This is a genomic window from Paenibacillus taihuensis, assembly GCF_003386535.1.
Taxonomy (GTDB): Bacteria; Bacillota; Bacilli; order Paenibacillales; family Paenibacillaceae; genus Paenibacillus_Z; species Paenibacillus_Z taihuensis.
On sequence record NZ_QTTN01000024.1, the window covers coordinates 63,179 to 77,546 of the forward strand.

The 14,368-nt window shown below is 53.0% G+C and carries 8 protein-coding genes and 1 tRNA gene; 7 read left to right on the top strand and 2 right to left on the bottom strand.

Annotation, left to right across the window (positions count from 1 at the left end; translation table 11 throughout):
• Window positions 1-519 precede the first annotated feature (519 nt).
• The gene (locus A8990_RS19190) at window positions 520-1,404 is read right to left on the bottom strand and encodes a helix-turn-helix domain-containing protein (protein WP_116190663.1); all 885 of its coding nucleotides are present in this window, start codon (window positions 1,402-1,404) and stop codon (window positions 520-522) included.
• A 300-nt stretch (window positions 1,405-1,704) separates the two neighbouring features.
• Between A8990_RS19190 and A8990_RS19195 the strand changes: the two genes are divergently transcribed.
• From A8990_RS19195 to A8990_RS19210, 4 genes are all read left to right on the top strand, one after another.
• A complete protein-coding gene (locus A8990_RS19195; protein WP_116190664.1) occupies window positions 1,705-1,947 on the top strand; it encodes a hypothetical protein in 243 nt (80 codons plus the stop codon).
• 103 nt (window positions 1,948-2,050) lie between these two features.
• A complete protein-coding gene (locus tag A8990_RS19200) occupies window positions 2,051-5,938 on the top strand; it encodes a response regulator (RefSeq protein WP_116190665.1) in 3,888 nt (1,295 codons plus the stop codon).
• Window positions 5,939-6,040: 102 nt separating this feature from the next.
• Window positions 6,041-6,757, top strand: coding sequence for a response regulator transcription factor (locus A8990_RS19205; protein WP_116190666.1), 717 nt, complete (start codon window positions 6,041-6,043; stop codon window positions 6,755-6,757).
• A gap of 188 nt (window positions 6,758-6,945) precedes the next feature.
• Window positions 6,946-8,301 carry a putative bifunctional diguanylate cyclase/phosphodiesterase gene (locus A8990_RS19210; RefSeq protein ID WP_116190667.1) on the top strand — a complete coding sequence of 452 codons (1,356 nt, stop codon included), beginning with the start codon at window positions 6,946-6,948 and terminating at the stop codon, window positions 8,299-8,301.
• A 112-nt stretch (window positions 8,302-8,413) separates the two neighbouring features.
• Here A8990_RS19210 and A8990_RS19215 read toward each other — a convergent pair whose 3' ends face one another.
• Window positions 8,414-8,632, bottom strand: coding sequence for a hypothetical protein (locus tag A8990_RS19215; RefSeq protein WP_116190668.1), 219 nt, complete (start codon window positions 8,630-8,632; stop codon window positions 8,414-8,416).
• 248 nt (window positions 8,633-8,880) lie between these two features.
• Between A8990_RS19215 and A8990_RS19220 the strand changes: the two genes are divergently transcribed.
• From A8990_RS19220 to A8990_RS19230, 3 genes are all read left to right on the top strand, one after another.
• Window positions 8,881-10,449, top strand: coding sequence for a sensor histidine kinase (locus A8990_RS19220; protein ID WP_181909671.1), 1,569 nt, complete (start codon window positions 8,881-8,883; stop codon window positions 10,447-10,449).
• A 68-nt stretch (window positions 10,450-10,517) separates the two neighbouring features.
• Window positions 10,518-10,592, top strand: a tRNA-Thr gene (locus A8990_RS19225).
• Between the two features lie 336 nt (window positions 10,593-10,928).
• Entirely contained in the window at window positions 10,929-14,273 is a 3,345-nt protein-coding gene (locus A8990_RS19230; protein WP_116190670.1) for an Ig-like domain-containing domain, read from the top strand.
• Window positions 14,274-14,368 lie beyond the last annotated feature (95 nt).

A 14,368-nucleotide genomic window follows, 5' to 3' on the forward strand; every position in this document is an offset into this window, starting at 1 on the left:
AGCGCGACTGGTGTACTGGGACGCCGAGAGACCCAAATAAGCACGCTCAGCGTCCAAACCGGGCGAAAACTTCGCTGAGAGTGCTGAATCGGATCTCTCAGCACGGCAAACGCGTCGAAACCACCGCTCCGGCTCGCCGAGAGACCCAAATAAGCACGCTCAGCGTCCAAACCGGGCGAAAACTTCGCTGAGAGTGCCGAATCGGATCTCTCAGCACGGCAAACGCGCCGAAAGCACCGCTCCGGCTCGCCGAGAGACCCGAATAAGCACGCTCAGCGTCCAATCCGGGCGAAGACCTCGCTGAGAGTGCTGAATCGGATCTCTCAGCACGACAAACGCGTCGAAACCACCGCTCCGGCTCGCCGAGAGACCCAATCGCCACCTCTCAGCCGTTTCTCTCTCCGCCCGACTCACACTCTTCCGACCCCCAGCCCCTCCACAACAAAAAAACCTCTCCTTGAGGAATGGTCAGCGCACCTGCGTGGGCCGTTCTTCAAGGAGAGGTTTTCTTTTCTGCCGTTATGGCCATATATCCTGTGGCAGCACGTTCAGCTGGGACGCGATGAGCAGCGCGGTCTGCCGCTGCGGCTTGCCGATTTTACCGTTGCGCAGCTTGGAGATGGTTTGCAGCGAGATGCCTGTCGCATGCGACAGCTGCTGGGCGGATATATAGTTGCGGGTCATAAGCACCTTTAGTGTCACAGACGGATCGGCAGGTTCGGAGAGGGAATGAATATTCGTAATAATGAAGCCATAGTGAAGCAAAGACTTGTCACCGTTAAAGAACGGGCGGAACGTAATGTGCAGCTCCAGCTGCAAATTGTTGGCAAGTGGCTTGGTTCGAACGACAATTTGGTCCATTCTTTGGTGGAGGGTTGCTTGCTTAAGCGCGGACACTAACCTTTCGCGGTCGCTGTCGTCAAAAAACTTCTGGAGAGACTCTGCTTCAATGCGCAGGTTAGGATCGAGAATCGGAGATGCACTGCTGCGATAATAACGCTCGATCACGAGCTGCTCGTTCAAAATACCGGATTGCAGTACACGTTCGGTTTTGCTCATCGATTCGATCCACGTTCTGGCAGAGATGTCCTCGGCTGTCAGCAAGTAAGCAGGCTCAGCAGTGTCGACCACTTCGTCGATCGTTAGCAGCAAGTGCTGAGGATCTCTCGGTAAAGATGACTGCCTTAGCGTAAAGATTTCCGACTTGTCGGCAGCAAGCAGCAGCTGTTCGTTCCAGGGGGAGAACAACCTGCTTGGCGGAAGTCCCTGAAGCTCAACCTCCGAGCATCCAACCAGATCAGAAAATGCTTTATTTACACGATCAAACTGCATACTCGCACCCTGTCCTGTTATGACAGCGAGCGGCGTTTTGAGTGTATGGAACACAGCGGCAAACAGTGACATCGGGCTTCCCTCACAATCGATAAGCGGCTAGTTTTATAACAGTATAAGAAAGGAAGTCTGAATTTTCAATGATTATTTATGAGTTGTCGCGATTATTTATAAATTCGGACATCATTTTCGCTTCTAAGAGGAGATGATTCTGACATATTTATCCGGGCGCGGGCACGGCTGGCTTGCCACTGAAATGTTACAATTACCAATGAAAAGTACCCGCTCGAGAACTTTCCAAACCGCGCGATTTCATTCATAATAATACATAGACATGCATCTATGCTTTGACAACGAAGGAGAGTATTTTGAATGGCTAACTGTACAATCAATGAATGCGATAAACCGGTAAAAGCAAAGCAAATGTGCTCCATGCATCATCAGCGTTGGCGCAGGCACGGAGATCCAGTGGTGACGAAAGTCCGCCAATCTGCTGAACCGACCGCTTGCAAATGGGTGAATTGCGACAGACTTACAGTAAGTAAGGGCTTCTGTTCGAAGCATTATTACATATACCGGATGCAGAATGTGCAGAAGGTTCAAGTCAACTCGTAAGTCCATTCCTTCCTCAATAGCACAAATAACAACTCTATGAAGCCATTTTCGCCCGAGGTATAATAGGGTAACAACTATTGTTTCCTTCAGGAGGGCATCACACTTGGGCAGTTTCTCACTTCGGACGAAAGTGCTCGTGTTAATTATTTTCGTAACGTCAGGCGCGCTTTCGATCGTCGGCTACGGCAACTATACGCTTGCCAAGCAAACGATAATGGATACGCTCGTCGAGAAGGCGAATGCGAAGGTTCAGAACACGGCAAAAGATTTGGCATCTTGGATCGACACCCGGCGTGCCGAGGTGGAAGTGATGAGCCGTACGGACCAGGTTCGTTTCGGTACGGAGAGCCAGCGTGAGCTTTATTTTAATACAGAGACGCACCGGCCTAGTTCACCTTATCTTTCACTAGGGTTTGCGGACGTGACCGGGCGCATGCGTCTTACTAACAATAGTTATATTAATATATTGGACGAGCCTTCCTTTACGAGAGCGATTCGAGGCAATGTTGTCGTTACGGATCCGATGGAAGGCCGTCAGGATAAGATGGAGATTATCGTTGTCCAGGTGCCGGTATTCGGCGCGGGCAATGAGGTGATCGGTGTTGTGGATGCTTCTCTGCTTGCGAACCGCATGTACGAGGAGCATTTGAATATCCATGTCGGAAAGAACGATTCGCTGTTCATGTATAACGACAACGCGCGGATTATTGAAGCAACAGAGCAGCTGCCTTCCAACTCGATTCATTCGGCAGCGCTTCCTTTTCAATCCGCAGCTTCGGACATGCTTGTAAATGATTACGGTTACGCAACGCTGCATAGCTCGGCAGGCACCTCGATTCTGTTCTATGCTGCGGTCAAGGGGACGTCCTGGCATATCGCCTTGAAGGTACCGCTCGATGATATTGGAGCGCCGCTCAAAGCGATCAAATGGCGCTCGATCGGTACGATCGCGGTCGCAGAAGTGTTGCTGACGATTCTCTTCTTCCTCTTCTCTGATCATATTATTCGCCGCATCAAGCGCATTCTTCATGTCACGGAGGCAGCTGCTGCCGGCCGGTTCGACGTCAACAATGTGCATGATGACAGCGGCGACGAAATTTCGCAGCTTGCCCATTCCGTGAACGAAATGAAAGTGCATTTGAGCGGCTTGTTCGGCCGCATGGATGCGATCATTAACCAGAACCAGTTCGCTTTTATCGTGCTGGATGATCAATACCGGGTCACATACTTCAGCAAGGCCGCGGAGAAGATGCTCGGCTACAGGTCCGAAGAAGTCATTAACAAGGCGACGGGGCTTTTGTTCATTTCTCCGGAGGATATCCGCAGGGAATCGAAGCGGCTCAGCAAGAAGTACAACCGCCACATTCCGGCGGATATTACCGTATTCGAGATGCTGCGCAGCGAAGCTTTCTCGTATGAGCGGGAATGGAACTACGTTCGCAAGGACGGGACAAGCTTCCCTGTCGCGCACAGCTCGAACGGGATGAGCGACCGCGAAGGGCGCTTTATTGGCGTAGCCGGCATCGCGCGTGATATTACAGGGCAGAAGCAGGCCGAGAAGGCACGCAGCCAGCAGCTGAAGGTTATGGGCGCTGCGAAGGACTTGATCGCGACATTCGACGCGCAGGGTCAGCTGCTGTACATCAATGCGGCAGGTCGAGCACTGCTCGGCATTCATGATTCCCACAGCGACTCTGATCCGATGCCAATGCGTACGATCGGCGAGCTGCTGGACGGCATCGATGAAGCGCGGGTGATCGGCTTCCAAGAGAAGGAAGTGCTTCTGCGCACCATTCAAGGCGCATTCATTCCGGTGTCGAAGATTCTCGTCGTACATCATGATGATCAGACCGGCGAGATGTTCTACTCTTGTATCGCGCGTGATATTTCGGAGACGAAGCGGGTCCAGCTGGAGCTGGAGCAAGCAAGGCGAGAAGCGGAGAGCGCGAACCTCGCGAAGAGCCATTTCCTCGCGCAGATCAGCCACGAGATACGTACGCCGCTAGCCGGCATTATCGGGCTTACAGGGCTCTTGCAGAAGACGGAACTAACATCGCTGCAGCTCGAGTACCTGCACAAGATGAGGGACTCGTCTGAGGCGCTGCTGCTCATCATAAACGATATTCTAGACTTTGCTAAAGTCGAAGCAGGCAAAATCGAGCTGGACGAGGTTCCGTTCGATCCATACAGCATGATTCATAAGCTAACCGAGCTGCTGAGCGTGTTCGTCGGCGGCAAGGAGCGGTTCCAGTTCATCATGGAAACGCCGAATAACTTGCCGTCGCTGCTCATCGGCGATTGGCTCCGGATGGAGCAGATTTTGCTTAATCTATGCATCAACGCCATTAAGTTTACGGAGCGCGGCCATGTGCGGCTGCAGCTTCAGCTGCTGCAAAGCAGCAAGCCGGGCGGCAATGCGAAGGTAGCCTTCATCGTCGAAGATACCGGCATCGGCATGAAGGAAGAGCAGCTTGCCAAGCTGTTCAAGCCGTTCATGCAGGCAGACGCGGCGACGAACCGCAAGTATGGCGGTACCGGTCTTGGGCTTGTCATTGTGAAACGGCTTGTGGAACTCATGGGCGGCACGATACAGGTGCAGAGCGAGTACGGCAAAGGCAGCGTCTTCACGGTGATGCTTGACCTGGCCGTGGGGGAAGTGGCGCAGCCGGAACGTTTCCGAATTGATCGGAGTGATCAGAGCGGGGAACATTCCGTCTGGGTCGTTGAGGATTATGCGCCGATGAGCCAGCGGATGTGCATCGCGCTTGAAGACAGCGGGCTTACGCCAATACCTCTGAGCTCTTGGAAGACTGCGCATGAACGCCTCTTGCGCTCGGGCATCGGAGTTCGACCATTCGCGGTACTGCTCGATTTTGAAATGCCGGATATGTACGGAGAAGAAACATGGAACGACATGCAGGAGGCGGCCAAGGAAGCGGGCGTGAAGACGATCGCGCTGACGACGGCCTATGGACGCGAGGAGCTGCTGAAGCTGCCGCTCGAGCATCGTCCGGATGCCATCCTGGTGAAGCCGGCTACGCGCGTCAGCTTGAATCAGATGCTGCTGACGCTGTTCCCAAGGGAGGAGCAGCCGGCGGCTGTAGCTGATGCCCAAGCGGCTGCGGCGCTAGCGGAGCTGCCGAAGCAGACGAAGGGCACGATTCTGCTGGCCGAAGACAATCACATCAACCAGCTTGTCGCCGTGGAACAGCTGCGCGAGTGGGGCTTTAAGGTCGATGTGGTGGAGACAGGTACCGAGGTGCTCAAGCGCCTGACAACGAAGCGTTATGATCTCATTCTTATGGATATTCATATGCCGGAGATGGATGGGGACGAAGCTGCGCGGATTATACGGCTGGATTCCAAGTATGATCGGCTGCCGATCGTGGCGCTGACGGCGAATATTATTCAAGAGGATCATGACCGATACATGCAGCTTGGCATGAACGATGTCCTCACGAAGCCGATTCCGCCGGATGCGTTGATGCAGGTCATTACCAAGTGGATCCGCTTCGGCGGAGAGCTCCGTGTCGACCAGGCGAAATCGAAGCCGAAGGAGCGCGAATCCGTGACCACGGCTTATGTGCCGGCACAAGCGCTCGATGACGAATGGCTGGCGCGAGGCGTTGAAGGTCTCAATCTCGAAGAAGCGCTGCAGCGGGTGAACGGCAAAAGGGATATTTTAACCCATATGCTGAAGCTGTTCGTGAAGGATTACAGCACGTTCGAGGAGCGGCTTGCCGAAGCGCTCGAAGGGCGAGACTATTCGCTGGCGCGGCGCATGGCGCATACGCTCAAAGGGGTTGCGAGCAATCTGTCGGCTGCGGAACTGGCGCAGCTCGCGCAGCAGCTCGAGCAGCAGCTCAAAGCACCGGAGCATGAATTGGAGGCGGGACTCGTATATGAGTCTGCAGCAATAGTGAATGAGATGCTTCGGCAAATTATTATGAGACTGGTGACGGAGATGACAGAATTCGACACGAAAACCTAACATTTTTCTAACAATCTATTGTTGGGTTGATCTTCCTATTGTATAGTAATAGGTAGAAGGTTTTTGTACGAATCACCAATCCCTTCACGAGGTGAAGAATGCATGTACAAGATATTGGTTATCGAAGATGATGTAATGATGAGCGATATGCTATCGATGTACATGTCTGAGGAAGGCTACGTCATTAAGCAGGCTGCTACTGGTGAGCAAGGGTTGAAGCTGCTCGAGCAGTTTTTGCCGGATGTCGTATTGCTTGACCTGATGCTCCCGGATTGGGACGGTACGGAGCTGTGTCAGAAAATTCGGCAAACATCTTCCGTTCCCATAATGATTGTGTCCATGAAGTCGGAGGTTTCCGAACGTGTGCAAGCGCTGCGCGCAGGTGCAGACGACTACTTATGCAAGCCTTTCAGCATGCATGAGCTAAGTGCACGGGTCGAAGCACTCATTCGCAGAGCGCGTCTGATGCAGACAGTTGCAGCAGGTGCGGAAGAGGACGAGCTGGAGCAATCGGAGACAGCGATCCGGCTAGACACAGAGCGGAGATTGCTGCTTGTACGGGGGACGCAAGTCGAGACGACTTTCTCTGAGTTTGAGCTTATGAAGCTGTTTCTTACACATCCAGGCAAAGTGTTCAGTCGTGAGGATCTGATCAACGCGATACGCGGGTTCGATTCATTCGTGACAGACCGGGCCATCGATGTTCATATCGTCAATTTACGCCGCAAAGTCGAGCGTAATCCGAAGGAGCCGCATTTTATCCGCACCGTGTGGGGTGTGGGGTACAAATACGTCTCAGATGCTGAGCCAGCACATTAATTAACCTATGAAGCTCTCTGGTGCATAATTATGCACTGGGGAGCTTTTTTTGTCGGAAGATTATACACTTTAGGAGAATTTTAACGTATAAACTGTAAATGGCTATTTCCTTTCGCACCGATTTGTGTGAGAATTTACCTATAACCGACAGTGGCTCTTATGGGTCGAAAGGGTGACAGGAAATACATATGGAACTAATGGATCCCATCTTTCAAGGGGAAACGATGCCGCGCCGAGTTAATGCGCCAACTGCGCAGTTATATGATGCTTTGACTGGACTGCCTGGCCGTAAGGCGGCATATGCCATGCTCGCAAGAGCGATATCATTAGCCAAGAAGTGCGGCAGAGGTGTACTCGCTGCGCTTGTCGATATGGACCGATTCTATTTGATTAACGAGACGAGAGGCACGGCGTTCGGTGATGAGGCGCTCCGGCAGATGGCGAATCGGCTTTACGAGCTAAGCCACTGGTCCTGCTCCGTCTATCGTTTGAGCGGCAACACCTTCCTCCTGTTCCGGATGCTGCGGCTGGATACGGCGGCGAAGGAAGCGGAGACGCTCATAGAAGAGCTGAAGAACTCGGTGGAAGGCTTGCTGCAGGTCAGAGGGCAGCAGCTATATCCGTTCTGCAGCATTGGGGTGAGCAGTTTCCCTGCAGACGGCGATACAGCGGAGCTGATCGTGCGTCACGCAGACACGGCGCTTCGCCAAGCGAAGGCAGCTGGAGGCAATCAGGTTGCGGTCTACACCGAAGACGATGTTGCGCATATCAATCGGATGGAGGATCTGCGTAGAGCGCTCAGAAGCATCGTCCCGGGCGAGCAGCTGTCGCTGCACTATCAGCCTATCTACGACGCTGCAGGTCGTCTGAGAGGCTTGGAAGCGCTTCTACGGTGGCAGCACTCGCAGCTCGGCAATATACCGCCAGGTGAGTTTATTTCGCTTGCGGAGCAAAGCGGCCAGATCGTGGAGATCGGCGAATGGGTGCTGAGCGAGGTGTGCCGGATGATTCGCCGGGTACGGGGCAAAGGGCTGGACGACATTATCATCTCCGTGAATTTATCGCCCCTTCAGATAACCGCACCGGGATTCGTCGAGACGCTGCAATGCGTGCTGGCGTTGACGGAGACGTCGGCAGAGTGGTTGGAATTCGAGATTACCGAGAGCATTATGATTGATTCGAGCAAGCGCACGACTTCTGTATTGAATGCGCTTCGGGCCATGGGCGTGCGCGTTGCACTGGATGACTTCGGCATCGGCTATGCTTCGCTTACCTACCTGCGAGAGCTGCCGCTGCATACGCTCAAGCTTGATCGCTCGTTCATCTGCCATATTACGGAGCAGCATGCGGAAGCGGCGATTGTGAAGGCGATGATTTCACTTGTGCATGAGCTTGGGTTTGAAGTGGTTGCTGAAGGTGTCGAGACGAAGGAGCAGCTCGAGCTGCTTCGCAGCTGGGGCTGCGACTTCTTTCAAGGGTACTTGCTCGGCAAGCCAATGCAGGAAGAAGCGCTCTGTGCGCCGCTGATGCAGGCGGCACTTTAGTCTAAGAACGAGAGAACGGCAAAGGGCAGTTTGCACCTATGCGGAATTCGGAGATGACCGAACTGGCCGCTAAGTACAAACTGCCCTTTAAGTTTGCGGAGCGTTCCGTTCATTAGCAGACTTCGAGATAAAGCTTGGTACCGTCGCTGTACTGCAAAATAGCTACGTCGCGAACCATTTCGACAGATTTAATTCGTTTCCATTTCTTGCGAAAATCAAAGTTAAATTCCATTTCCAGCAATTTATTGTGCAGAAGCTCTATATAGGAAAGCTGCTCGGATGGGTAGTGGACTGGAACAGTGCGATTCTTGAAGGTAATGACTTTGGTCATCGCTGTAGCGCCTCCGTTTGTTTGATGTCCTTATTGTAATGAAAATCTTTTAGTCCCTTATAAAATGAAAATGAGTCTTCTGTTTGTTTTACTTAACCTTTTCTAACAAATTCATACAACATTCGAGATGTTTCGCGTGCGACTTAAGTGGTATTATTTGCTCAAATGTGCGGAATAATCCTCATGCTGTGTCATGATCCCAAAAATCGGGTAATGACCTGCAGAAGATGGGCAGGAGGGCGTGGGAATTGGCTAATGCTAAAGCGCTATTAACCAATATTTGTTTGCTTATTGCGCTAGCGTATTTGTTCGACTTGGGGTATCGGTACCTCTTTCAATATGCATCCAACCGGGCAAAATATATGCTGACGACAGCAATGTTTATTCTGGGCGGGTGGACGGCGATGGCTTTCGGCATTAGGACCGATGGCCTATATTTGCTTGACCTGAGGTTTGTGCCGCTTATTATCGCGGTGCTGGTGCTGCAAGAGCCGCTGACGATAGCACTGATCGGGTTCGGCATCGGAGTAGGGCGGTTATTTCTCGGTATCGATGAAGCGGCGATAGCTGCCTTCTTGAATATGACCATTGTGGGCCTTGTCAGTGCTTGGCTATGTTCTTATCTGCGGTGGAAGCCGTGGCGGTTCGAGTATAAAAGCATTGTTGCCGTGCTTGTTGTAAATATATTGTATGCCCTGGATACGACGCTGACACTGGAAACGCTTGAATTAATGCCTGTGGGCACGTATTGGCGGGAATTTGGCTATTATTCGTTCCCGCTCCGAATTGTAATGAGCATGCTGCTGATCTATGTCATCCGGGATTTTCAGAAGGAACAGCAGCGCGTGGATGAGCTGCGAACGATGAATATGCTCCTTCGCAGACAGACGCGCGAATTGCGCGAGGCGAAGCGGGATGTTGAAGAGAAAGCGCGGGAGCTGATGGTCGCGAATAAATACAAGTCTGAGTTTCTTGCGAATATGTCGCATGAATTGAAGACGCCGCTCAACAGTATTATTCTGCTCTCGCAGCTTCTGCAAGAGAGCGATGGCGAGCGTGTCAGTGCGGAGGATGTGCGGTACGCGGAGCTCATTAATGGAGCAGGGAACGACTTGCTGCAGCTGATCAATGACATTCTGGATCTGTCGAAAGTGGAAGCCGGCAAAATGGATGTCTATTTCGAGCCGCTATCGACGCGCGAGCTCGTCCAGACGCTGCAAGAGCAGTTCATGCCGCTAGCGAATCGGAAGAATCTCGCCTTCGAGACGGAAATCGCGCCGAATGTGCCGGAAGTGATGCAGAGCGATGCGCTGCGGGTCAATCAGATCCTGCGAAATCTGCTTGTGAATGCATTCAAGTTCACCGAGCAAGGGTCCGTGAAGCTCGTCGTGAAACAGGAGGGCGGCATGCCGCTCGAGCCTGCCGCGCTGAAGAAACGCAGACTGCGCAGCTGGAATCCAGCAGCGTGGGGACGTTCGGCTGTAAGGATCACCTCGCCGCAGCGAGTTTCGTTCTCCATTATCGATACGGGCATTGGGATCGAGCATGAGAAGCAGAAGCTGATCTTCGAGGCGTTCCAGCAGGAAGACGGTTCGATCAACCGGAACTATGGAGGGACGGGGCTTGGGTTATCGATCAGCCTGCAGCTTGCGCGCCTGCTCGGAGGGACGTTGTCGCTTGTGAGCCAGAAGGGCGAGGGCAGCACGTTCACGCTTTATCTGCCAGTTGCGCCGCCGATGACAAGCAGTGTTGCGCTTGGCGACAACGGTCAACCGGAACCGCCGGACAAAGGAAATCGGCGCTCTAGTCGCGCCTGACAGCGGGGTTCAAAATAGCATTGACGCCTGCGAAAACGGTGCAGTATATTAATATCATCGTAAGGTAAGCTGGTGTAGCTCAGGGGCAGAGCAACGCACTCGTAATGCGTAGGCCGGGGGTTCGATTCCCTTCACCAGCACCACTATAATTCAATCATGCGCGGTTTCCGAGAGGTCGGGGACCGCGCTTTTTTGCGTCCTCGTCTTCGTTACCTGAAAATAAATTTAAAAATATTCATTCTCTGAATCTCAACAAAATGCTACATAATGTCTCTGGTAGCGATAGAGAATAGATTTGAAAACCCTTTGTGAAAGGGGGGGTTAGTGTTGGTTTTTCTAGTATTTTCGCGGAAAACTGCGAGTTTTGACAGGAGCCTAACTTGATTTTGTCGCCGCAACATTTCGTAACCCCCTTGCGTTTAAATAACAGCTATTCAACGCAGCGGGTCTTCATGGCTCGCAGAAATGGAGGTTAGTGCATGACTGTAGTACGGAAATTACTGATCGTATGGCTGCTGTTGACGCTGGCGATTCCCGCTATCACTGCAAGTGCGGAGTCGCTTTCCACGCAAGATAAGTTCGAGGTACTGAAGGACCAAGGAGTTTTCATGGGACTTGGGGATGGAAGCGCGGGGCTTAATCTATCGATGACGCGTGAACAGTTCGCCGCCGTGCTGTACCGGCTTTGGGGTCTGGCGGACACCGACCCGGCGAGGGCGAGCTTTGACGACGTGTTGAAGTCAAGATGGTCCTTTCACGAAGTCGAGGCTGTAAATCAGGCGGGGCTCATGACAGGAACCGCCTTGCGCAAGTTCTCTCCCGCCACTAACGTAACCGTGGAGCAGCTGGCTGTCGTGCTGGTTCGTGCCTATGGCTACCAAAGCGGCAGCTCTCCGGTGACAGGCCTCGTTTCCCCTTGGGCTAGGGGCTCGGTCAGTGCCGCGCTCGATCACGGTTTTATCTCCTACCAGAGCAATTACAAATTAGCTGCTACCCGCGGGCAGCTCGTCGATGCCGCATATGCCGTTTATCAGCAGCAGCACCCGCAAAAACTTCAGGTGAGCACTGTTCAACCGCTGAGTAACAACATCATTCAAGTTAACTTGAAAGCAGCCGTCACCTCGGTTAATCTGTCCAGCTTCTCGCTAAGGGACGATCAGGGCTCGGTTGTTGCGATCAAGACAGCGCTTCTGTCCTCGGATGGCAAGATCGTTTATATCACGACCGGGCCGCAGAACGGGTATGTTTACCATACGCTTACGGTGGACGGAACGGGCTGGCGTTATTACTCCATCTGGGATAACAACGGCGGAACGGGCAACACAGACACCACTCGCCCTACCATCACCAATGTCGAGAGCCTAGGAGCTCGCACGATTCGGCTGACGTTCTCCGAGCAGGTTAGCCGCTCCTCGGCAGAGAATGCGAACTATTACGACATCGTTACCGGTAACCTCGATCTCAATGGCTTCACGTTATCCAGCGATCTCCGCACGGTCACAATCACGACGAGCACGCAAGAGAACGGCTATCAGTACCGGCTGGCCGTATCCGGCGTGAAGGATCTATCAGGCAACACGATGATTTCCCGGAGCGACTTGTACTTCTACGGCATCTACGACCTCGACGGCTCGAAGCCGACTGTTGTGTCTGTCACTGGGCAGAACAATTCGACAGTTCAGGTTGTCTTCAACGAGAAGGTCGACGCAAGCGACGCTCGCGACGTGAGCAACTACAGTATCAATAACGATTTGCGCGTCACTCGTGCGATTCTCGCTAGCGACGGCAAAACGGTTACGCTGTACACGGGCGAACAAGAGAATGGCAAGGAATACAAGCTGACGATCCGGGGTATTGCCGATTTGGCTGGCAACGTCATGAACACGCGGCGAGATGTTGTTTTCAAAGGCACGAACGATCATGATAAGCCTTATATCCAATCCGTAACCGTGCTCAGCAATTCGACCATCGAAGTGCAGTTCAGCGAGAAGGTCAACGCGGATCAGGCTAAGCAAGGTTCGAACTACACGATCAACAACAATCTCAGAGTAACCAACGTTATTCTTGAGGCTGATGGAGACGCGGTTATTCTGACGACGACGAAGCAGACGGATGCCGTGCTGTATACCTTAACGGTTCAAGGGATCTCTGACCTGGCGGGTAACGTGATGGATAAGGCGACGAACCTGTATTTCGGCGGCTTCGTCGACCATACTCTCCCGACCGTTGTCGGCATTCAAGCGGCAGCGCGCCAGGTGGTGCTAACGTTCAGCGAGCGTCTGGATGCGGGTACGGCGAACCGCGCGAGCAACTACAAGCTGGGCGGCAATCTCGGCGACGTGAAGAGCGCGGTATACGACGATGCGAAGAAGACGGTCACGCTCACGACCAACGCACAGACACCGGGCGGGGTCTATTCCGTCACCATCAATCAAGTGTATGACCTGAGCGGCAATGCGATCGCTGCGGATACGCGCATTCAATTCGTCGGCAGCGACCGCGAAACGGCAGACTCGATCGAGCTTCAGAAGCTCGAAGTTGTCAATCAGAACACGGTGCAAGCCACGTTCAGCCGTGCGTTATCCGACTCCGAGGTCGCTTCTCTCGACTTGACGATCCTGAAGGACAATAACCGAGACGTCGACACGAGCGGGTGGAGCGAATACGTTGTCCGCAAGTCCGGCACGAATAACGTGGTTGTGATCCAGAAGAGGACGGACAAATCGGGCAATCCTTCCCTGTTCGTCGCTGGGCATGTCTATATCGGCCGCATCTCTGATTTGCCTGGTTTGGTCACCAAGGATGGGGCAGACCAGAAGGTATTCCCAGGCACGGAGAAAGCAAACGACGTTCCTTACGTCACGCAAGTGTCGGCGTTGAACAGCAGAGCGATTAAGGTCACATTCAGCGAGCCTGTTCGAGGCGTCAACGAGTCGGGCTTCTCTCTTCTGCGTGACGACGATTCGACGATCGGCATCACCGGAGATAGCCTGAATAACACGAACAGCATCGTGACGGAAGTTACTCTTTATCTGGACGACGACGTAAAGTCCGGTAAAACATATCGTCTGCGCTTCAAGGACAACATCAAGGACGCGGCGGGCTGGAACGCTATCCGCACGCAGGAGGACTCCAAGCCTTATCAAGTTGTGTTCGCGGGAACGTCGACCTCCAATCAAGCGCCTGCCGTCACGAAGATCGTCTCGTCGGACCGCTACACGTTCGAGATTCAGTTCAGTGAGCCGGTTCGGCTTGATAAATCGGGAGGCTTCTCGCTGTACGAAGTGTCCAGCGGAGACGAAGTCGACATTCATTCCAGCGGCAACGCGAGTTACGTTCTGTCTTCGGACCGCAAGGCGATCACGGTGTATCTGAACGCGGACCGGCTGGATCCTCTGAAGTCGAATCAGCGCTACCGCTTGGAATACGATTCGAATCACGGTCGGATCGTGGACGATCAAGGGGCCGCGCTTGCGGACTCTGACAACAGCAGCGTCTATATCTATACCGCTTCAAGTGCGGCTAATGCCATTCCCTCGATTGCGAAAGTAGATGCGCAAGGAACGTATATCAAGATTACGTTCAGCGAGCCAATCAAGGGCTACACGGATGAAACGAATTTCTTCAACATCGTAGTGGATGGCAAAGCAGTCAATCCTACGGAAGGCTCTCTGGATGGGCAAACGATTGTGTTGAAAGTGCCGTCTCTCGATTCGGGCAAGATTGGAACGATCAAGTTCACCAGCAATGGCGTAGACTCGATCCGGGATTACAACAGTTTGTCGCCTGACTCGGATGCGGTATTTACCTTCGGTGTGCAATAACCTATACTTCTCTTAAGCCGAGGCAGGGGTAAATTAGCTCATAACAACACAAAGGCGCGGTTTCCGAGAGATCGGGACCGCGTTTTCTTTTAGAA

Coding starts and splice junctions, on each gene's coding strand:
- A8990_RS19190 (WP_116190663.1), bottom strand. CDS start 1,404: ATGTCACTGTTTGCCGCTGTGTTCCATACACTCAAAACGCCGCTCGCT.
- A8990_RS19195 (WP_116190664.1), top strand. CDS start 1,705: ATGGCTAACTGTACAATCAATGAATGCGATAAACCGGTAAAAGCAAAG.
- A8990_RS19205 (WP_116190666.1), top strand. CDS start 6,041: ATGTACAAGATATTGGTTATCGAAGATGATGTAATGATGAGCGATATG.
- A8990_RS19210 (WP_116190667.1), top strand. CDS start 6,946: ATGGAACTAATGGATCCCATCTTTCAAGGGGAAACGATGCCGCGCCGA.
- A8990_RS19215 (WP_116190668.1), bottom strand. CDS start 8,632: ATGACCAAAGTCATTACCTTCAAGAATCGCACTGTTCCAGTCCACTAC.
- A8990_RS19230 (WP_116190670.1), top strand. CDS start 10,929: ATGACTGTAGTACGGAAATTACTGATCGTATGGCTGCTGTTGACGCTG.